Origin of the sequence: Streptococcus oralis subsp. tigurinus (assembly GCF_002096275.1) — a bacterium.
In the GTDB taxonomy this organism is placed as follows: Bacteria; Bacillota; Bacilli; order Lactobacillales; family Streptococcaceae; genus Streptococcus; species Streptococcus oralis_CN.
Map to the genome: position 1 here is coordinate 656,476 of NZ_NCUG01000018.1, position 20,012 is coordinate 676,487.

Consider the following 20,012-nt stretch of genomic DNA (forward strand, 5'->3'; position numbering starts at 1 on the left):
TTAGAGCTCCTTCCGATAGAAGCGACGGATAATATCCTCAATATCCGTATCCATCATCTTCAAATCACGGACTTCAAAATCAGATAGGGTTTGCTTGATAATATCAGCCGACTGGTAGCGGGAACTATCGAATTCAATATTGAGGCTGTTTCCTTGTCTATCAATGGTCATATCAGGCAGGCCTTCATAGTGAGAAAGGAGATGACTTTGACCTGGTACCAGTTCAAAAGAAAGAGTCTTCATCTTGCCAAAGGTCTCCTTGAGCTGGCTAACCGTTCCATCAAAAATCTCTTGCCCCTTATCAATCATGAAAATCCGATCACAAAGTTGCTCAATGTCGCTCAGGTCGTGAGTGGTCAAGAGAATGGTTGTTTCTTCCTCCTGATTAATCTGGGTAATAGCCCGACGAATATTGTCCTTGACCGAAACGTCCAAACCAATGGTTGGCTCATCTAAAAAGAGAACCTTGGGATTGTGGAGCAAGGAAGCTGCAATATCCGCCCGCATCCGTTGCCCAAGTGAAAGAGTTCGCACGGGGTCCTTGATAAATTCCTTCAAATCCAAGACTTCATTCAAAAAATCCATGCGTTTATGAAAGAGCGAGTCCGGCACATCGTATATCTCTTTCAAAACTGTGTAAGTCTCTTGCAGTGCCAAATCCCACCATAGCTGGGTGCGTTGTCCAAAAACCACTCCAATATCCTTGACATAATCTTGGCGATTGTCCTGTGGAATCTTGCCGTTAATCCGACAAAAACCAGATGTCGGTTTTAAAATTCCTGTCAGCATTTTGATGGTTGTCGACTTCCCAGCACCATTGGCTCCGATAAAGCCTAGAATCTGCCCCTTGGGTACCTCAAAAGTCAAATCCTTGACCGCTTCAAAGGTCTGCTTTTCAGGATGAATAAAGGAGCGCAAAGCTCCCTTTAACCCCGGCTCCTTTACTGTCTTCACAAAATTTTTCTGAAGATGTTCCACTTCTATCATTGCCATATTTCTCTCCCTATCGTAAGGAATAGAAACATCGTATTTTTGACTACAAATATTCTAAATCCTTACCTTCTAAATCTTCTACATTTTATTATTACAAAAGACTTTATACCAACCTATTATAGTTCAATAAAAAACGGAATGCAAGCGTTTGCCTGTAGATTGTGAAATTAGATACTTCTCTCTTAATGTAATACTTTTGAATCAAAAATTCTTGTTTGATAATTTCTTTAAAACACAAAAAACCTGCCCTTAGGGGCAGGTTCTTTCTGTATTGTTCAGCTAAATTATGCTTTACCTTCTGAACCGAATACGTCGATACGTTCTTCAACAGCTTCTGTAATTGCTTCGAAACCTGGTTTCAAGAATTTACGTGGGTCAAAGAGTTTCTTCTTATCGTATTCTGCTTCGTTTGCTTCGTATTCAGCAACAAATTTACGAGTTGCGTTAGCAAATGCGATTTGGCATTCAGTATTAACGTTAACTTTCGCAACACCAAGTTTGATAGCTGCTTGGATTTGGTCATCAGGAATACCTGAACCACCATGCAATACGATTGGGAAGCCTGGAACTGCTTCTGTCAATTTTTGCAAGTGATCAAGGTGAAGACCTTTCCAGTTTGCTGGGTAAGGACCGTGGATGTTACCGATACCAGCTGCCAAGAAGTCAATACCAGTTGCAACCATTGCTTTAGCATCTTCAATTGGAGCCAATTCGCCATCACCAATGATTCCGTCTTCTTCACCACCGATAGTACCAACTTCAGCTTCTACTGATACGCCGTTTGCATGAGCAAATTCTACAACTTTACGAGCTTTTTCAAGGTTTTCTTCAACTGGAAGGTGTGAACCGTCAAACATAACTGAAGTATAACCAACTCGGATACATTCAAGTGCATCTTCATAATGACCATGGTCAAGGTGAATAGCAACTGGTACAGTAATTCCCATTGATTCTACAAGGTTTTCGATGAGAAGTTTACATACTTTGTAACCACCCATGTATTTCGCAGCACCCATAGAAGTTTGGATCAAAACTGGAGCTTTTTTAGCTTCTGCTGCGCGCAAGATAGCTTGAGTCCACTCAAGGTTGTTTGTGTTAAATCCACCAACTGCATAACCGTTGTCACGAGCTGCTTGGACAAATTTTTCTGCTGAAACGATTGCCATTTTATCAGGCCTCCTGTATATTTTTATGGGTCAACCCATTTACATTGTTCATTTTATCACTTTTTGATAAAAAAAGCTAGTTTTTCCCATGCTTTAGATTGAATTTCTTCTAATCCGATTAATGTAAACCCTTTCTTTTTTGATCTTGGCTAACTCTAGGAAAGCGTATAAAGAAAGTCAAGCGATCATCCTGCCTTTCAAAACGATAAGGCAATTTCTCATGTTCTAATAAACTTTTGACCACAAAGATCCCCATTCCCGAGCCCTTGGCCTTACGACTAGCATTGTCAGAAAAAGACTGGGCCAGTTTTTCTTGTTCTTCAGGACTACAGCTATTCTCGATAAAGAGTTCTCCTCCTCTTTCTCCTATGCGAACCAAGCCACCTGGAGTGGAGTGCTTGATAGCATTGCTGATGAGATTCGATAGGATTAGTTTCATGACAGATGGGTTTATATAAGCCTGCTGATGAGTTAGGCTAATGTCTACATGAAGTTCTCTCTCCTTGGCGAGCAAAACATAATCTGTGACCAAACTTTGCGTCATCTGAAGGAGGTCAATCTCTTCTTTCTCCTCTCGCAATTCCTGCACAGAAGAAAGAGACAATATCTGGAGAACATGGTGACTGAGGTCATCCACAATCCCCAAGGCAACTCTCAGATAGTGGTCTCTATCCTTATAACGACCGATATTTTCTTTCATATTTTCGATTAGGATTTTGAGACTAGCCAGAGGAGTTTTCAATTCATGAGAAGCCCCTCGTAGAAATTCGACCTTCATCTTCTCCAGCTGGAGAATAGCTTCATTTTTCTCATGCAAGTCCGCAATAACAGTCAGAAGATGCTGGTAAAGGCTATTGATTTGTTCCTTGAGATCACCTATCTCATCCTTAGAGTCCACGCGCAATCGCACTTGATCATCCAGATCCATCATCCGACGGGTCACCCGCTTGATTTCCAAAATCGGTGCAACAATGATCCGAGCATAGATATAGGCTACCAAGAGGGAAATCAGAAAGGATGCCAACAAGGTATAGGGGAGAAACTGAAGACTAATCTGCTCTGCTTCCTTTTGCAAATCCATGGACGCTAGAAACTGGAGAGTCATAGTTCCACCATCTTGCGTTTTTACCTCGCGTTCTTCAATGAAGAGTGAAGTTGTCTGACGAGCTGTATCTAGTGGAAAATTATCCTTAACCTCTAACTTGTCCTCAGTCATCTCACCCTTAACAGACCCTTTGATATCACTGGTCTGGGAATACAAGTCTAACACTTGCTCGATACTCTGCCTATCCTTTCCGTCAAGGGACTGGGCAATGGCTGTCGCTTTCTGGCCAATGGTTTCCTGACGATGACTTAGATAAGTTGATGGAAAGAGAAAATAAATGGCTAAATGAAGACAAATAACCAGAACACTAAAAATCGAGAAGGTATAGATAAATATTTTAGTAAATAGACCTGTTCGTTTCATTTTCGCTCCAATTTATAACCAACATTGCGCACAGTGAGGATACAATCCAAGTCTAGCTTTTTCCGCAGTTCCTTGATATAGACATCAATGACACGGTCAAAGGGAACCTCATCTGTCGCCTTCCAGACCGCATCGATAATCTGAGAACGGGTCAAGGCCCGTCCTTCATTTTTCACCAGATAGTCCAGAATTTCCAACTCTTTGGCATTGATAGCCACTTCTTCTCCTGCTAGGCTTGCACTATAACTCTCAAAGTCCACCTTGGTATCCTTATAGGAAAAGGTTCGTCCCGTATCGTAGTAGCGCTTGAAAATTGCATCTACCCTCACTTTTAGAAGGGAGAGAGAGAAGGGCTTTTCCAGATAACCATCTGCCAGAGAGGCAAAGGCACTCATCTTGTATTCCTCATCCTGAAAGGCGGTCAGCATCAAGACAGGAACCTGACTGGTTTTACGAATCTCAGCTAGGACTTCGAGGCCATTAAGCTTGGGCATCTGGATATCCAGCAGTACCAGAGCAACTTCATAGCTGGAAAATTTTTCCAGAGCTTCCTGACCGTCTGCTGCCTCAATGGTTTCATAACCACAATCCGTCAAATAGTCACTGATCCCCTCACGGATCATCTCTTCATCCTCTACAATCAAAATTTTCATAGAAAAAACGTTTCACATTCCTTTAAATTTCTTGTAAATCTTTCTATTTTGCCTTGATAGGACCTCTTCCTATCAAGGCAAAATAGATAAAAATGCTACCTATATTATACCCCATTTAGGGGAGAATAGGTAGCAAGTTTTTTATTCGCTATCGAGCAAGAGTTCTTTTGGTTGTTTTCTAAGGAGATTGCTTGAAGCAAGTGCCATAACAAGAACGACTAGAACTAAAGCAAGGACAAAGACGATGATAAAGTCTGATGTCTGAATGGAAATGTCTAAGCTCGACAAGGTCTTGCTAAAGCCATCTACTTCTGCACCACCACCAAGGTTAGAAGCCTGTGCCGCCTTACTTGCTTGTTTGGCAACACCTGAAGTAACATTGGCTAGGACGGTGTTTCCGATTGCACGAGCTGTATAGTTGGCTAGGAAGTAAGCAGAAACGAGAGCAGGGATAGCAATCAGGATAGATTCGGTGATGAATTGCCCCAAGATACTTGCCTGCTTGAGACCGATAGAGAGGAGAATTCCCACCTCCTTGCGACGGGCGTTGATCCAAAGGCTAAGTAAGAGTGCAAGGAGAAGGACTGAGAAGCTCAAGCTACCCCAGAAGAGAAGATTGGCCATCTTGTACATACCAGAGATGGATTGCTCTAGAGCTGGGTAGTTAGAGGAGCTCTTCACAAGTGTGTAGCTCTTCCAGTTAATACCACTGATACCATTCAACTCTTTCATGACGTCATCCAAGTTCTTGTCTGCTGTTACAAAGAAGGTTGCGTCCCCATAAATAGCTGTATCTTCTGTGTATCCATAAAGTTTTGCAGCAGTGTGAATGTCTGTGATAGCTGTGTTTTCATAGAGTTCTTGTGAATAGGTTACTGCCGACTTATTGTGACCATCAAAGAGTCCCTTGATTGTCACTTCAACTGTTTCCTTGGCTCCTTTTTCATTGTCTGCATCATAGATATTGGAGTCCAATTTGACCTTATCACCGACTTTCCAGCCGTGTTTAGCTGCCAAGTCCTTGTGCATGAGGATCTTGTCTTTGTCGTCGTTGCTTAGGTGCTCACCTTCAACCAGCTTATATGAGCCAGAGACAAACTTATCTTCTTTAGAGGAGTCATTGACACCTGTAATCATCAAACTGCTGCCAAACCGTTTTGCTCGGTCAGCAGTGAGATTTTTCTTGGTTTCTGGCGTTTCAATGAGGTCATATCCAGTCAAATCTCCGATAGCATTGATGCGTTTAACATAAGACTCGATGGCCTTGTTTTCGGTGATTTTTTTGATGTCCTCACCCTTGATATTCCCAGAACCACGGGGCGTTCCTTGATTGACGCGACGATTGATTTGCATGGAGAAGCTATTGGTGATATTTTTAAATGTCTCCTGAGAAGCCTTGGCAGTAGCTCCCTTGATCGACAAGCCGACCAAACTCAAGCTCGCCATGAGGAGAATGATCAGGAAGATAACAATCGATTTGAAAAACTTCCTTGTAACATAGGCAAATGCGTTGTGTAACATAGGTTCCCTTTCTAGATTTGATTTAATAATTCTATCAAAACAAGCTCATCTTATTTAGTAGTGTTGCGAGTTTCAGTCAGTTTCTTATTCTTCAATTCAAGTGTAATATCTGACGCTTGTGCCACTTCCTTACTGTGGGTGACGACAATCACACATTTACCTGTTTTCTCAGCAAGTGACTTGAGCAGTTCGATAATATCTCCAGCAGTTTTAGGGTCCAGATTTCCTGTTGGCTCATCAGCTAGAATAACTGGAGCTTCTGAGACCAAACTGCGAGCAATAGCAACACGTTGCTGTTGACCACCTGATAACTGGAGAACGTTCCGCTTGATCTGACTTTCATCCAAACCAAGTTCAAGAAGTGTATCCTTGCTTGCTTTTTTGTTGACCAAGCGGATATTTTCCAGCGGAGAAAGATAATCTATCAAGTTATAATTTTGAAAGACCAGGGAAATATGGTGCATGCGATGATAGGAATATCCCTTATTCCGAATGTCCTCTCCTTGGAAAAGGATAGAACCTTCAACAGGACTATCTAGACCAGCCAGTAGGGACAAGAGAGTGGATTTTCCTGCTCCTGACTCACCAATGATACTATAAAACTTTCCAGGTTCAAAATTATACTTGATCTGATATAAAACTGCCTCAGCAGTGTTCTTATAACGGTAGGTAACATCTTGCAATTGTAATAAAGTCATGATTTCTCCTTCTTAACTAATAGATGATAAAATTTCTTTCGGTGATTTTCTAAATAAGAATAGGAAACAAAGGGCTACAGACAAGCAACTAATCAGGAGCAGAAAAACATAGGATTCTGCAAAGGATAGGAGACTAGTTGATAGACCGCTTGCTTTGGCCAGCGTGTCCTGTAAGGTTGCCTGATCTCCACTGGCTAGTACAGTTTGGAGTAGATAGGATGTGATGGCATTTCCCGCAACAAATGATGGAAGCAAAGCTCCAAAAGATACCAACACCACCTCTAAACAGAACTGTAGGAAGATTGAGCTCTTGCCTTTTCCAAGTGCCAGTAAAATCCCTACTTCGTAGACCCTTTCTCTCAACCAGAGAGACAAGACCAAGATTAATGCTCCTGCTCCTGCTATCAACATCCCATAAAGGAAGATGGTGAGGAAGGTTTGGAAGGTCGCAACTGAGTCTTTAATTTGTTCAAAGGCCTTGTTTTCCTTCTCAACTTGGTAACCTTGACTTTCCAAAGCCAAGTTTTCGACCTGCTTCATGAGTCCGTCCATTTCCTTAGGATTTTCTACATAGAAACGCGCTGCACTGACCTGCGGTTCACTATTTCCCAGAAGCGTTTGGCTGCTTTCATAGTCTGTAAAGACTTGGTTTTCACTGAAGTCAGAAGACAAGCCTGTGAACTTTTCTTGTTTTTTACCAGAAAAGATTCCGACGATTTCAAACTCGACTGTTTGACCACTTGTGCCTTCAGCTTGACCTGCATCCAAGCGAATCTTATCATGAAGCGAAAGACCGTTCTTCTTAGCCAACTCTTCGTGGATCAAGATTTTCTTTGAATCCCCTTTTTGCAAATGTCGGCCTTCTTTTAGATTGAAAGCTGAACTGGTAAAGGTGACATCCTTGGATGAATCCTCAAGAGCCGTTAAGCTGACCAAATTCTTGTCAGCAGCTGATAAATCATCACGTTCAACGCTCTGTTCACCACTGACCGCTTCCTTGTCTTTTAGTTTTGCGACCGTCTCGAGTTCAGGAGAGACATTTTCCAGTCCCTTAATCTTGCTAACTGATGCTAGGTCCGATAACTTGAAGGTCTGACCGTTTTCTATCTTCTTAATAGAAAAAGAGGTATTTAGAGATTTGTAAAGATTGCTTTCTACTGTTTTGTTGGACTTCATCAGCGTCAAACAGGCTGAAATTCCGGCCAAAAGGACCAATAAAATCAGAAATAAAATAAAACTTCTCAGTCGTTTTCTGCTGACATAAGCCCAAGCTCTTTGGATTGGATTCATTTGTCACCTCCATGTTTATAAGGCTATTATAAAATCCAAATATGAAATGTTTATGAAATCAAAAAATTTTTTGAAAAAAAAAAAAACAAAAAAGTTAGCGAACGCTAACTTTTCTCATATAGAATGCGTTTTACCAATCAAAAATATACTCCATTTTATAAATGCTGGAACCGTCTTTCAGCTTAGCATTTTCCATTTCCTAAGTTCTTCATTTTCTGACTTGTGTCTGAGAAAATTCTTGATAGAATGAAATGGAAAACTCAGTTTAAATGTTCTGATACAATGACTGTTCTTGATGCCAATATTTTTCGATATACGAAACGTAGCCTCTAGTTTTCTTTGTAAAAATAAAAAGAGCTAGCCAAAGCTAACTCTTATCCTATGCGGAGAGAGGGACTTGAACCCTCACGACCTAAAGCGGTCACAGGATCCTTAGTCCTGCGCGTCTGCCAATTCCGCCATCCCCGCGTCGATTACTTTACTAGTATATCAACTTTCAAAATCTTTGTCAACACTTTTTTCAGATTTTTTTCATTTTTCCAAGGGAATTATTCTTGGATTTCAGCCAGATTTTCATCCAGCAACTTGGCTCCCAAAGTGTTCTTAAAATGACCAAGAGCAAACTGATGATTTTCTGACCAAATAGAGGCAACCGCAGGCTTGACAATCTCGATTTGATAACCTAAATTATAGGCATCAATAGCCGTATGAAGAACACAAATATCAGTCAGGACTCCAGTTAGGATGACTGTATCTACACGACGTTCCCGCAAACGGATATCTAAGTCCGTTCCTGAAAATGCTGAATAGTGACGTTTGTCCATCCAAAAGACGCGACTATCCGCCTCATGCTCAGCATAAAAATCAGCTAGAGGGCCATAAAGGTTACGCCCACTAGTTCCGATGATGTTATGCGGTGGAAAGAGCTTGCTTTCTGGGTGGAATGTATCCTTCTCTTCATGGGCATCAATGGTGAAAAAGACATAGTCCCCACGTTCAAAAGCCAATCTGGTCACTCGATTGATTGCCTCTGATATGGCTTGAGCAGGTGCCCCTGCAGTCAGCTTTCCATGGTCTGCTACGAAATCCTCTGTATAGTCAATTGAGATTAAAGCCTTTGCCATTAGTAGTCCCTCTTTTTCACTTCCTCAAAAATATCACCAATTAGAACTTTGAGATAAGTCCCCTTCATTCCGAGTGAACGGCTCTCAATAATTCCTGCTGACTCCAGTTTACGAAGCGCATTGACAATCACCGAGCGTGTAATGCCAATACGGTCTGCAATAACAGATGCAGTCAACTGTCCTTCATTTCCATCCAATTCAGCTAAAATAGCTGATACGGCACGAAGTTCTGAATAAGAAAGGGTATTGACCGCCATGGTAACAGCAGTACGACGACGAATATTTTTCTCATCCTCTTCACGTTGGAAGTTCAAGAGTTGAATCCCTACCACCGTGCTCGCAATCTCAACAAGAATCAAATCTTCATCTTCAAATTTCTTATCATTGCGCCAAATAATCAAGGAACCTAGGCGAATCCCTGATACATGAATCGGAGCAATGGTCGTCAAACCATCTGGAAAATCCGCACGGCTCTCTACAGGGAAAATGGTCAAATCATGTTCAACAGGAAGGTTGGCTTCCGTATCATAGATCATGTTTGCACCTTGAATATAATCATCTGGAAAAATCTTAGTTTGAAAAAACTGCTCTACACGATCTGTATTCGTTTTATAACGCATGAAGTAGCCTAAAAGGCGCCCCTTGCTATTCACAATACAAGCGTTACAATCAATAATATCTGCCAACTGGCGTGTGATCGCATTGTAAGGAAGTTCATCTTGGAGTTGCTCTTCTGAGCGCTTTAGAATAGAAGTGATTTTTCTTGTTTTTTCTAATAAATGTGCCATTTTTTACCTCGCATATAATCGCTTCCATTATAACATAGAAAAGTCTTTATTTCAATAATTATCTGAAAATTGCTTATTTAATTGCAATTTTGAACAGCAAAAATATTTTAGAAAAAAAGCGTTTTTTTATTGACATCCTATTTTATTTTTGATATTATAACATTATAAGAAGATGACATGATAAATCCCTTTCCGTTTCACCTATCCTTTACTATCACCATCTTCTTTTACTATCGGTCTCCTTATATATAAAAGCGATTCACAGTGTGAATCGCTTTTTTCTATTTATCTCCTTTGTTACGAATAACAAAGCCGGTTTTCTTTTCGCTTGAAGTGTTGCGAGGTTTTTTATTGTCTTTATTACGGTAACGTCTGTCTTTATCAAAACGATCGTTCCCACGACTGCCTTTCTTGAAATCATCACGGCGACCATTGCCACGGCGATCACGATCTCGACGGTCGTCCCCACGACGGCCTCCTCGACCTCCCTTACCTTTGCCGCCAAAGCAATTACCTGATGGTTTAAATGGCAGTGGTTTTTCACGCGCAATCTCCACTTCAGGAAGGCTGTCTGGATCTTGGACTGTCAGGCTCAAGATATACATAGCCAATTCTTCTGGACTAAATTCAGCAGCTAACTTACGAGCATCTTTAGCAAATTTCTCAAAGTTCCCACGAATTGCCTCGTCTGCGAAGTCTCGTTCGATTTTCTTGAGCGCTACTTGCTTCTTAGCTTGGAAGGCTTCTTCTGCTGTTGCTGGTTTCAAGCCTTTCATGCGTTTCTTAGTCAAGTTTTCGATGATTTGAAGGTAGCCCATTTCATTTGGTGCTACGAAAGTAATAGATTGACCTGACTTACCAGCACGACCTGTACGACCGATACGGTGAACGTAACTTTCAGGATCTTGTGGAATATCGTAGTTGTAGACATGGGTCACACCTGAGATATCCAAACCACGTGCTGCCACGTCTGTCGCAACCAAAACATCAAGATTCCCATTTTTAAAATCACGAAGAACACGAAGACGTTTGTTTTGGTCTAAGTCGCCATGAATTCCTTCTGCACGGAAGCCACGAATTTTAAGTCCACGAGTCAATTCATCTACACGGCGTTTGGTACGACCAAATACAATAGCAAGTTCTGGTTGTTCCACATCCATGAGACGTGTCATAGTATCAAATTTCTCTTGTTCCTTGACACGGATATAGTACTGATCTACCAATTCTGTTGTCAATTCCTTGGCAGCAATCTTGACATGTTCAGGTTCTTTCATAAACTGAACACCGATACGTTTGATAGCATCTGGCATGGTTGCTGAGAAGAGCAAGGTTTGACGATTTTCAGGGACACGGGAAATGATGGCTTCAATGTCTTCAAGGAAGCCCATATTGAGCATTTCATCCGCTTCGTCAAGGATAAGCGTTTCAATATCTTGTAATTTCAAGGCCTTGCGTTTAATCAAGTCCAAGAGACGGCCTGGTGTTCCGACTACGATGTGAGCACCCGATTTAAGGGCCTTGATTTGTTTTTCAATGCTGGAACCACCGTAAACTGAGCGAACTTTCACTCCTTTGCTACGGCCAAAGCGGAACAGTTCTTCTTGGCTTTGGACAGCGAGTTCACGAGTTGGAGCGATAACCAAGGCTTGGATGGTCGCTTCTTCTGTACGGATTTTTTCAAGGGTTGGCAAGCCAAAGGCTGCAGTTTTCCCTGTACCTGTCTGAGCTTGACCGATAACGTCTTTTCCTTCGAGAGCCAAGGGAATGGTCTGTTCTTGGATGGGACTGGCTTCTACAAATCCAGCTTTTTCAATCTCTGCTAGCAATTCAGCAGACAAGTTAAATTCATTAAATTTCACGTTTTTCTTCTTTCTAAAGGTGGTGCGAAGCCACCCTATAGGGCTTTAGTTTATACTTTTCTTTTCATGACGTATCTTCAACAAAAACGAGATACCGTGTTGCTTCTTTTCCACGAAAGAAAAGTACTGGTTTCTTTGCAACTTATCTAGTATAACACAAGAGCGGGGCAAAAGATAGTCTAACCACTTGATTAAAACATGTAAACGATTTTCTAGCTGTAAAGTAGCCTGAAACTTGTTTATCAAAGGATTTGAAGGGACCATTTCAAACGTACTTCATTTCCCGTAGCAGATTTGTGCAAAAGTTTTTTTCTTGTGCTAGAATTAAATCAAATAGGAGGATTTAAAAATGTTAACATACGATTTAATTGTCATTGGATTTGGTAAAGCCGGTAAGACTTTGGCTGCTAAGATGAATGCGGCTGGAAAAAAAGTTGCTGTCATCGAGCGCAGTAAAGCGATGTATGGTGGTACTTGCATTAATATTGCTTGTATCCCAACCAAGACTATGATTGTAGCGGCTGAAAAGGGCTGGTCATTTGACGATACCATGAAAGAGCGTGGTGCGGTGACTGGTCGTCTTAACGCTAAAAATTATAAAATGTTGGCCGATAATGGCGTTGATGTCATTGATGCAGAGGCACATTTCGTGTCAAATAAGGTGATCGAGATCCAGGCTGGTGACGAAAAACAAGAAATGACTGCTGAAACAATCGTCATCAACACTGGCGCTGTTTCAAACGTCTTGCCAATTCCTGGACTTGCTACAAGTAAAAATGTCTTTGACTCAACAGGTATCCAAAACTTGGACAAATTGCCTGAAAAACTTGGAGTCCTTGGTGGTGGAAACATCGGTCTTGAATTTGCTGGACTCTACAACAAACTTGGTAGCAAAGTCACAGTCCTAGATGCCTTGGATACATTCCTTCCTCGTGCAGAACCTTCCATCGCAGCTCTTGCTAAACAATACATGGAAGAAGACGGTATTGAATTGCTTCAAAACATCCATACTACTGAAATCAAAAACGACGGTGATCAAGTCCTCGTCGTAACTGAAAAGGAAACTTACCGTTTCGATGCCCTTCTCTACGCAACTGGACGTAAACCGAATGTAGAACCACTTCAACTTGAAAATACAGATATTGAACTAACGGAGCGTGGTGCTATCAAGGTCGACAAACACTGCCAAACAAACGTTCCTGGTGTCTTTGCAGTTGGAGACGTCAATGGTGGACTTCAATTCACCTACATTTCACTTGATGACTTCCGTGTTGTCTACAGCTACCTTGCTGGAGATGGCAGCTACACACTTGAAGACCGTCTCAATGTACCAAACACCATGTTCATCACACCAGCTCTTTCTCAAGTTGGCTTGACGGAAAGCCAAGCAGCTGATTTGAAACTCCCTTACGCTGTTAAGGAAATCCCTGTTGCTACTATGCCTCGTGGTCACGTAAATGGAGACCTTCGCGGAGCCTTCAAAGCTGTTGTCAATACTGAAACAAAAGAGATTCTCGGTGCAACTATCTTCTCAGAAGGTTCTCAAGAAATCATCAACATCATCACTGTTGCTATGGACAACAAGATCCCTTACACTTACTTCACAAAACAAATCTTCACTCACCCAACCTTGGCTGAGAACTTGAATGACTTGTTTGCGATTTAAGTTGAAGTCTTATCTTATCTCACAGCCCTCTTTGGGCTGTTTTTGTTTCTGCGAAATCTCAAACCTATCTTTTCTCTCTTTTATGATATAATAGAAACATGAAATTAAAAACTACTTTGGGCCTCCTAGCTGGGCGTTCTTCTCACTTCATCTTGAGCCGTCTTGGCCGAGGAAGTACGCTCCCAGGAAAACTCGCCCTTCAATTCGATAAAGATATTTTACAAAACCTAGCTAAGAACTACGAGATTGTCGTGGTCACTGGAACCAACGGGAAAACCCTGACAACTGCCCTCACTGTCGGCATTTTAAAAGAGGTTTATGGTCGGGTTCTGACTAATCAAAGCGGTGCCAATATGATTACAGGGATTACGACAACCTTCTTGACGGCCAAATCCTCTAAAACTGGAAAAAATATTGCAGTCCTTGAAATTGACGAAGCCAGTCTTTCTCGTATCTGTGACTATATCCATCCTAGCCTTTTTGTCATCACTAATATCTTCCGTGACCAGATGGACCGCTATGGTGAGATTTACACGACTTATAAGATGATTTTGGATGCCATTCGTAAGGTGCCTACGGCTACTGTTCTCCTCAATGGTGACAGTCCACTTTTCTACAAGCCAGCTATTCCAAACCCAGTACAGTATTTTGGTTTTGACTTGGAAAAAGGGCCAGCCCAACTGGCTCACTACAATACCGAAGGGATTCTCTGTCCTGACTGCCAAGGCATCCTCAAATACGAGCACAATACCTACGCCAACTTGGGTGCCTATATCTGTGAAAATTGTGGCTGCAAACGTCCTGACTTGGACTACCGTCTGACAGACTTGGTTGAGTTGACCAACAATCGCTCCCGCTTTGTCATTGACGGACAAGAATACGGAATCCAAGTCGGTGGACTTTACAACATCTACAATGCCCTTGCTGCGGTTGCTATTGCCCGTTTCCTCGGCGCAGATTCGCAACGGATCAAGCAAGGATTTGATAAGAGCCGTGCTGTCTTTGGTCGTCAGGAAACCTTCCATATCGGTGATAAGGAATGTACCCTTGTCCTCATCAAGAATCCTGTTGGTGCAACTCAGGCTATCGAGATGATTAAACTAGCGCCTTATCCATTTAGCCTTTCTGTCCTTCTCAACGCCAACTATGCAGATGGAATAGATACCAGCTGGATCTGGGATGCGGACTTTGAACAAATCACTGACATGGACATTCCTGAAATCAACGCAGGCGGTGTTCGTCATTCTGAAATCGCGCGTCGTCTACGGGTGACAGGCTATCCAGCTGATAAAATCACTGAAACAAGCAATCTAGAGCAAGTTCTCAAAACCATTGAGAACCAAAATTGCAAGCATGCCTATATCCTGGCTACTTATACTGCTATGCTGGAATTCCGCGAACTGCTGGCTAGTCGTCAGATTGTTAGAAAGGAGATGAACTAATGGTTTATACTTCACTTTCCTCAAAAGCTGGCAACTACCCTTATCAGCTCAACATTGCCCACCTCTATGGAAACCTCATGAATACCTACGGGGACAATGGAAACATTCTCATGCTCAAGTATGTGGCTGAAAAACTGGGGGCACATGTGACGGTTGACATCGTTTCTCTCCATGATGACTTTGATGAAAACCACTACGACATCGCCTTTTTCGGTGGTGGTCAAGACTTTGAACAAAGTATCATCGCAGGAGACCTATCTGCTAAAAAAGAGAGCATTGACAACTACATTCAAAACGACGGTGTTGTTCTAGCCATCTGCGGTGGTTTTCAACTATTGGGACAATATTATGTTGAAGCTTCAGGTAAACGCATCGAAGGGCTCGGTGTCATGGGCCACTATACGCTCAACCAGACCAATAACCGCTTTATCGGTGACATCAAGATTCATAATGACGAATTCGATGAAACCTACTATGGCTTTGAAAATCACCAGGGACGTACCTTCCTCTCAGATGACCAAAAACCACTGGGTCAGGTTATCTATGGAAATGGAAATAACGAAGAAAAGATCGGCGAAGGGGTTCATTATAAGAATGTCTTTGGTTCCTACTTCCACGGACCTATCCTCTCACGCAATGCCAATCTGGCTTATCGCCTAGTCACTACTGCCCTCCGAAAAAAATACGGTCAGGACATCCAACTTCCTGCCTATGAGGATATTCTCAGTCAAGAAATCGCTGAAGAATACAGCGACGTGAAAAGCAAGGCTGACTTTTCTTAAACTAAGGAAAATTAGATAAAAGAACTCCACTATCCTGTCGGAGTTCTTTTTGCCTGTTCTTTTACCCTTCTCTCTTGCATTTTCTCTCTTTTTTTGCCAAAATAGAGGGGTAGAAAGAAGGTAGCATATGTCTAAATTACAACAAATCATAACATATCTTGAATCAGAAAAACTAGACGTCGCTGTCGTATCTGACCCCGTCACTATTAATTACCTCACTGGTTTTTACAGTGACCCTCATGAACGCCAAATGTTCCTTTTTGTCCTAGCGGACCGGGAACCTCTCCTTTTTGTCCCAGCCCTTGAAGTGGAGCGTGCAACCAGCACTGTTTCCTTCCCAGTAGTGGGCTATGTGGATTCTGAAAATCCATGGCAAAAAATTAAAAATGCCTTGCCACAGCACGATTTCAAACGTGTCGCTGTCGAGTTTGACAATCTCATCTTAACCAAATACCATGGTTTGAAAGCAGTCTTTGAAACTGCTGAGTTTGAAAACCTCACTCCTCGCATCCAACGCATGCGCCTCATCAAATCAGCTGACGAAGTGCAAAAAATGATGGTTGCAGGTCTCTATGCTGATAAAGCTGTAAAAGTTGGTTTTGACAATATCTCTCTTGATAAAACAGAGACAGATATCATTGCACAAATCGACTTTGCCTTAAAACGTGAAGGCTATGAAATGAGTTTTGATACCATGGTCTTGACTGGTGACAATGCTGCAAATCCACACGGAATTCCTGGTGCAAACAAGGTCGAAAAAGACGCCCTTCTCCTCTTTGACCTGGGTGTTATGGTCAATGGCTACGCATCAGATATGACTCGTACAGTCGCTGTCGGCAAACCAGACCAATTCAAGAAAGATATTTACAACTTGACCCTTGAAGCCCAACAAGCTGCTCTTGACTTTATCAAACCTGGTGTGACTGCTCATGAAGTAGACCGCGCTGCCCGTGAAGTCATCGAAAAAGCTGGTTACGGTGAGTACTTCAACCACCGTCTCGGTCACGGTATCGGTATGGATGTCCACGAATTCCCATCTATCATGGAAGGAAATGACATGGTCATCGAAGAAGGCATGTGCTTCTCTGTTGAACCAGGTATCTATATCCCTGGTAAAGTCGGCGTTCGTATCGAAGACTGTGGTGTTGTTACCAAGGATGGCTTTGACCTCTTTACAAGCACTAGCAAAGAAATCCTTTATTTTGATTAATATTCTTCGAAAATCTTCCCACAATAAAACGCATAATATCAAGGCTTTTCAACACCTGATATTATGCGTTTTTCTGATTTTTAAAACTTTTCTCCAGCCGCTTTACTTAATTTTCTTAATACTCTGACTAAGCACAAACCCTACAACCATACCCACGATATTTTGCAGGAAGTTTGGTAGGATTTCTGGTAGGGCTGCCGCCCAGCCATTCATCAAAGTTGAACCCAAGGCGTAGCCTCCTACCATGACAATAGTAGCTAAGATAAGGCCTAGCCATTGCCATTTCCCTTTAAATCCTGCGAAAAATCCCTGCAAGCCATGGTTGATCAAGCTAAAGAACATCCACTGAGGGTAGCCTGATAAGAGGTCAATCAAGAAACCTGCTAGACCTCCAACGACAGCCCCCTCTTTACTACCAAAGTAGAAGGCCGCAAAGAAGATACCTACATCTAAAAGAGTTAGAATACCTGTTGGCGTTGGAATTTTTAAGAAATAACCTAGAACTACAGAAAGGGCGGTTAATAGAGATACAAGGGCGATTTTAGTTGTTTTGGTTTGCTTCATATTGTCTTACTCCATATTGATCTGCTTGTGCAATAGCACGGTAAACGAAAGCTTTAGAACTTTCTACTGCTGGTAAAAGTTCATCACCTTTAACCAAGTGACTGGCGATGCTTGAGGCAAATGTACAACCTGCACCAGCATTTTGGCCTTGAATGACTGGATTTTCTAGGACTGTAAAGTTTTGTCCATCATAAAAGACATCTACAGCCTTGTCCTGACTAAGGCGATTGCCTCCCTTGATAATAACTGCTGGCGCTCCTAAATCATGTAATTTCTGTGCTGCTACCTTCATATCTTCCAAGGTTTTGATCTCTTGACCCGCCAACAATTCTGCTTCAGGAAGATTTGGCGTAATCACACTGACATGAGGGAAAAAGCGAATCAACTCCTGACAGAGTTCACTGACAGCCACATCGTGCGTTTCTTTGCAGACCAAAACGGGGTCCAATACCACAGGCACTCCTGGACGTTGCTTGATAAAGTCCAGTGCCTTCTCAGCCACACTGACAGTAGGGAGAAGGCCAATCTTAACCCCTGCAAACTCGACATCACGCAAGCTGTTCAACTCATGTTGAAAAATAGTATCATCTATAGGGAAGACTTCAAAGCCCTTTTCTGTCAAGGCTGTCAAACAAGTCACTGCTACAAAACCATGCAAGCCGTTCAAGGTATAGGTCGCCAAATCAGCTGACAAACCTCCACCACTAAAAATATCATTCCCAGAAAGTGCTAAAATACGATTATTCTTCATATCGAATCTCCTTTAAATACAAGCCATTTGGTGCGGCCGTGGGACCTGCAAGCTGCCTGTCTTTTTTCTCCAAAATCAGGTCAATCTGCTCAACTGGCATGCGGTTGTTGCCGATTTTGAGTAGCGTCCCCACCATATTGCGAATCTGCTTATACAAGAAACCATTTCCAGAAAAGGTAAAGGTCAAAAACTGGCCTGTCTCATCGACTGTTAGACTCGCTTCTGTGATGGTGCGAACCTTATCCTCCACACTAGTCCCAGAAGCTGTAAAACCAGTGAAATCGTGGGTTCCCTCTAGCTTTTTGATGGCCGCCTGCATCCGTTCCACATCAAGTGGATAAGGAAAGTGAGTGGTATAGTGACGACGCATAGGATTTTTGGGACGCCCCCTATCCACGATAAACTCATAGGTCTTGCTATGCTTAGCATAACGGCAATGAAAATCATCTGCCACAATATCAATCAAAATCACATCGATATCTTCAGGAGACTGGGTATCTAGAGCAAAACGGAGTTTTTCCTCATCCATCTGATAAGGCAGGTCAAAATGAATAACCTGTCCCAGAGCATGGACCCCACTATCAGTCCTACCAGCACCGTGTACAGTGATGGCTTGTCCTTTATTCAGTTTCGTTAAGGTTTTTTCGATTTCCTCTTGAACGCTCCGCGCATGAGGCTGCCGCTGAAAACCAGCAAATGCATACCCGTCATAGGAAATAATTGCTTTATATCTTGTCATAACTTCTATTTTATCAGGAAATAAAAGTGTAAACAAGTTTAAAAAACAATAATTGTCTGGGTACAAAATTCCCAAAAAGAAAAACTTAGGAAACCAATCCTAAGCTCTTTTTTGAAGTGCGTACATAACAAAAATAGAAGTGACAATCAACCAGCATCCTAGAATGGTGAAGACCAACATACCGTTTTGAGTCACCAAGCCAATCGCCCCAAGAATGAAAGGTGTCGTAAAGGCTCCAAAGCTACATCCTAGCACTGCAAAAGATGTTGCCTGATTAAGGAGCTTGGCTGGGATTCTTTCAGAAAGAAGCTGAAAGACAGTCGTCAAGGCCACACTGTAAGAAAAACCTGCCACAACACTTCCAACTACCATCACACCCAATGACGGAGACAAGGCAATCACAATCTGCCCCAATCCAAAGGTGATACCTGACCAAAGGAGCAACCTTTCTTTAAACAGAGAGATAAAGAAAGAAAAACTCACACCTGCCAAGATACCAATCAACTGCATGATACTTAAAACCAAACTCGATAACTGGGCATCCCCTAGACCTCTTTCCACCATCAGACTAGGAATACGAATGGTGATAGCTGTGTTGGTACAGACAACAACTGCTGCTTCGACAGCCAATAGAAAAATTAAGCCTTTCATCTGTCCTGTCAAACGAATTGTTTCGGCCTCTTTTTTCTTTGTTTCTTTCTTTTCTTTCCCATAAGGGACAAAGAGCAGATAAAGGATCAATACTAAAAATCCCGCACTGTAGGCCAAGAAGGTCACTGTCCATCCCAAGGATAAGAGTTGACCTACCACTAGAGTCAAAATCGACGCCCCGACAACTTCTGCTGATCCGCGGAGACCCAGCATCTGAATCCGTGTCTTTCCATGATAGCGTTCGCTGATGATGGAAATAGCCTTGGCATTGATCATCCCCACACCCAAACCAAATAAAATCCGCATCGCAAAGACAAAGTTGTACTCCTGATACCAGAAGGGAGCTGTTCCACCGATAGAGAGGATGAGAAGTCCCAGACTAATCTGAAGTCTCTCAGGAAACAATCGCTCCAAAAACCCATTTAAAACCAGCATAATCATGATCCCAAAAGAAGGGAGACTGACCAGGAGCTCGATTTGTTCTTTGGGGTATCCTTGATAGTAGTCAAACATGGCTGGCAGAGCACTTGAGATGGAAAAGGAGGTAATCAAAACGAGGGAGAGGGCCAAAATACTAGCCCGTTCTAAATATTGTTTCATGAATTTTCTTTCTGTATATTTCTCACTGTTGATCCTTTTAAAAGGAA

The 20,012-nt window shown here is 42.3% G+C and carries 18 protein-coding genes and 1 tRNA gene; 4 read left to right on the forward strand and 15 right to left on the reverse strand.

Going from position 1 to position 20,012, the window contains the following annotated elements; genetic code table 11:
* The 11 genes from B7725_RS08360 to B7725_RS08415 all read right to left on the reverse strand — a co-directional run bounded on the left by B7725_RS08360 (position 1) and on the right by B7725_RS08415 (position 11,560).
* On the reverse strand, positions 1 to 993 hold the full coding sequence (locus tag B7725_RS08360; protein ID WP_084875623.1) for an ABC transporter ATP-binding protein: 993 nt from the start codon (positions 991 to 993) through the stop codon (positions 1 to 3).
* 284 nt (positions 994 to 1,277) lie between these two features.
* Positions 1,278 to 2,159 (reverse strand): class II fructose-bisphosphate aldolase, encoded by an 882-nt coding sequence (locus B7725_RS08370; protein WP_001019007.1) that lies wholly within the window; start codon positions 2,157 to 2,159, stop codon positions 1,278 to 1,280.
* Positions 2,160 to 2,277: 118 nt separating this feature from the next.
* Positions 2,278 to 3,627: a sensor histidine kinase VncS gene (gene vncS / locus B7725_RS08375; RefSeq protein WP_084875625.1), complete on the reverse strand. Its 1,350-nt coding sequence runs from the start codon at positions 3,625 to 3,627 to the stop codon at positions 2,278 to 2,280.
* Entirely contained in the window at positions 3,624 to 4,280 is a 657-nt protein-coding gene (gene vncR / locus B7725_RS08380; RefSeq protein ID WP_084875627.1) for a response regulator transcription factor VncR, read from the reverse strand. The genes vncS and vncR overlap by 4 nt, the downstream gene beginning before the upstream one ends.
* Before the next feature lie 141 nt (positions 4,281 to 4,421).
* Positions 4,422 to 5,801 carry an ABC transporter permease subunit Vex3 gene (gene vex3 / locus B7725_RS08385; RefSeq protein WP_084875629.1) on the reverse strand — a complete coding sequence of 460 codons (1,380 nt, stop codon included), beginning with the start codon at positions 5,799 to 5,801 and terminating at the stop codon, positions 4,422 to 4,424.
* Between the two features lie 50 nt (positions 5,802 to 5,851).
* Positions 5,852 to 6,499: an ABC transporter ATP-binding subunit Vex2 gene (vex2, locus tag B7725_RS08390; RefSeq protein WP_000173736.1), complete on the reverse strand. Its 648-nt coding sequence runs from the start codon at positions 6,497 to 6,499 to the stop codon at positions 5,852 to 5,854.
* Between the two features lie 12 nt (positions 6,500 to 6,511).
* Entirely contained in the window at positions 6,512 to 7,789 is a 1,278-nt protein-coding gene (locus B7725_RS08395) for an ABC transporter permease (RefSeq protein WP_084875631.1), read from the reverse strand.
* Between the two features lie 382 nt (positions 7,790 to 8,171).
* Positions 8,172 to 8,257 (reverse strand) — tRNA-Leu (locus tag B7725_RS08400).
* Between the two features lie 80 nt (positions 8,258 to 8,337).
* Complete coding sequence (locus B7725_RS08405; RefSeq protein ID WP_084875633.1) at positions 8,338 to 8,913, reverse strand: cysteine hydrolase family protein; 576 nt, start codon at positions 8,911 to 8,913, stop codon at positions 8,338 to 8,340.
* Positions 8,913 to 9,701, reverse strand: coding sequence for a GTP-sensing pleiotropic transcriptional regulator CodY (gene codY / locus B7725_RS08410; protein ID WP_000940727.1), 789 nt, complete (start codon positions 9,699 to 9,701; stop codon positions 8,913 to 8,915). Before codY ends, B7725_RS08405 begins: the two co-directional genes overlap by 1 nt.
* Positions 9,702 to 9,982: 281 nt before the next feature.
* A complete protein-coding gene (locus B7725_RS08415) occupies positions 9,983 to 11,560 on the reverse strand; it encodes a DEAD/DEAH box helicase (protein WP_084875635.1) in 1,578 nt (525 codons plus the stop codon).
* A 349-nt stretch (positions 11,561 to 11,909) separates the two neighbouring features.
* On the opposite strand from B7725_RS08415, the gene B7725_RS08420 reads away from it, so the two are divergent.
* The 4 genes from B7725_RS08420 to B7725_RS08435 all read left to right on the forward strand — a co-directional run bounded on the left by B7725_RS08420 (position 11,910) and on the right by B7725_RS08435 (position 16,660).
* On the forward strand, positions 11,910 to 13,226 hold the full coding sequence (locus B7725_RS08420; protein ID WP_000958903.1) for an FAD-containing oxidoreductase: 1,317 nt from the start codon (positions 11,910 to 11,912) through the stop codon (positions 13,224 to 13,226).
* A gap of 98 nt (positions 13,227 to 13,324) precedes the next feature.
* Positions 13,325 to 14,668 (forward strand): lipid II isoglutaminyl synthase subunit MurT, encoded by a 1,344-nt coding sequence (gene murT / locus B7725_RS08425; protein ID WP_084875636.1) that lies wholly within the window; start codon positions 13,325 to 13,327, stop codon positions 14,666 to 14,668.
* Complete coding sequence (gene gatD / locus B7725_RS08430) at positions 14,668 to 15,450, forward strand: lipid II isoglutaminyl synthase subunit GatD (RefSeq protein WP_084875638.1); 783 nt, start codon at positions 14,668 to 14,670, stop codon at positions 15,448 to 15,450. Before murT ends, gatD begins: the two co-directional genes overlap by 1 nt.
* 127 nt (positions 15,451 to 15,577) lie before the next feature.
* Positions 15,578 to 16,660: a M24 family metallopeptidase gene (locus B7725_RS08435; RefSeq protein WP_084875639.1), complete on the forward strand. Its 1,083-nt coding sequence runs from the start codon at positions 15,578 to 15,580 to the stop codon at positions 16,658 to 16,660.
* A gap of 102 nt (positions 16,661 to 16,762) precedes the next feature.
* Here B7725_RS08435 and B7725_RS08440 read toward each other — a convergent pair whose 3' ends face one another.
* From B7725_RS08440 to B7725_RS08455, 4 genes are all read right to left on the reverse strand, one after another.
* Positions 16,763 to 17,224 carry an ECF transporter S component gene (locus B7725_RS08440; protein WP_084875641.1) on the reverse strand — a complete coding sequence of 154 codons (462 nt, stop codon included), beginning with the start codon at positions 17,222 to 17,224 and terminating at the stop codon, positions 16,763 to 16,765.
* Entirely contained in the window at positions 17,202 to 17,975 is a 774-nt protein-coding gene (locus B7725_RS08445) for a bifunctional hydroxymethylpyrimidine kinase/phosphomethylpyrimidine kinase (RefSeq protein ID WP_084875643.1), read from the reverse strand. The genes B7725_RS08440 and B7725_RS08445 overlap by 23 nt, the downstream gene beginning before the upstream one ends.
* Complete coding sequence (truA, locus tag B7725_RS08450; RefSeq protein WP_084875644.1) at positions 17,965 to 18,714, reverse strand: tRNA pseudouridine(38-40) synthase TruA; 750 nt, start codon at positions 18,712 to 18,714, stop codon at positions 17,965 to 17,967. The genes B7725_RS08445 and truA overlap by 11 nt, the downstream gene beginning before the upstream one ends.
* 99 nt (positions 18,715 to 18,813) lie before the next feature.
* Entirely contained in the window at positions 18,814 to 19,965 is a 1,152-nt protein-coding gene (locus tag B7725_RS08455) for an MFS transporter (RefSeq protein ID WP_084875646.1), read from the reverse strand.
* Positions 19,966 to 20,012 lie beyond the last annotated feature (47 nt).

What these genes read in the sequence shown, in the direction of transcription:
- B7725_RS08420 (WP_000958903.1), top strand. Translation starts at nt 11,910, where the DNA reads ATGTTAACATACGATTTAATTGTCATTGGATTTGGTAAAGCCGGTAAG.
- vncR (WP_084875627.1), bottom strand. Translation starts at nt 4,280, where the DNA reads ATGAAAATTTTGATTGTAGAGGATGAAGAGATGATCCGTGAGGGGATC.
- B7725_RS08435 (WP_084875639.1), top strand. Translation starts at nt 15,578, where the DNA reads ATGTCTAAATTACAACAAATCATAACATATCTTGAATCAGAAAAACTA.
- B7725_RS08455 (WP_084875646.1), bottom strand. Translation starts at nt 19,965, where the DNA reads ATGAAACAATATTTAGAACGGGCTAGTATTTTGGCCCTCTCCCTCGTT.
- B7725_RS08370 (WP_001019007.1), bottom strand. Translation starts at nt 2,159, where the DNA reads ATGGCAATCGTTTCAGCAGAAAAATTTGTCCAAGCAGCTCGTGACAAC.
- B7725_RS08405 (WP_084875633.1), bottom strand. Translation starts at nt 8,913, where the DNA reads ATGGCAAAGGCTTTAATCTCAATTGACTATACAGAGGATTTCGTAGCA.
- vex2 (WP_000173736.1), bottom strand. Translation starts at nt 6,499, where the DNA reads ATGACTTTATTACAATTGCAAGATGTTACCTACCGTTATAAGAACACT.
- vncS (WP_084875625.1), bottom strand. Translation starts at nt 3,627, where the DNA reads ATGAAACGAACAGGTCTATTTACTAAAATATTTATCTATACCTTCTCG.
- B7725_RS08360 (WP_084875623.1), bottom strand. Translation starts at nt 993, where the DNA reads ATGGCAATGATAGAAGTGGAACATCTTCAGAAAAATTTTGTGAAGACA.
- murT (WP_084875636.1), top strand. Translation starts at nt 13,325, where the DNA reads ATGAAATTAAAAACTACTTTGGGCCTCCTAGCTGGGCGTTCTTCTCAC.
- truA (WP_084875644.1), bottom strand. Translation starts at nt 18,714, where the DNA reads ATGACAAGATATAAAGCAATTATTTCCTATGACGGGTATGCATTTGCT.
- B7725_RS08445 (WP_084875643.1), bottom strand. Translation starts at nt 17,975, where the DNA reads ATGAAGAATAATCGTATTTTAGCACTTTCTGGGAATGATATTTTTAGT.
- codY (WP_000940727.1), bottom strand. Translation starts at nt 9,701, where the DNA reads ATGGCACATTTATTAGAAAAAACAAGAAAAATCACTTCTATTCTAAAG.
- B7725_RS08395 (WP_084875631.1), bottom strand. Translation starts at nt 7,789, where the DNA reads ATGAATCCAATCCAAAGAGCTTGGGCTTATGTCAGCAGAAAACGACTG.
- gatD (WP_084875638.1), top strand. Translation starts at nt 14,668, where the DNA reads ATGGTTTATACTTCACTTTCCTCAAAAGCTGGCAACTACCCTTATCAG.
- B7725_RS08440 (WP_084875641.1), bottom strand. Translation starts at nt 17,224, where the DNA reads ATGAAGCAAACCAAAACAACTAAAATCGCCCTTGTATCTCTATTAACC.
- vex3 (WP_084875629.1), bottom strand. Translation starts at nt 5,801, where the DNA reads ATGTTACACAACGCATTTGCCTATGTTACAAGGAAGTTTTTCAAATCG.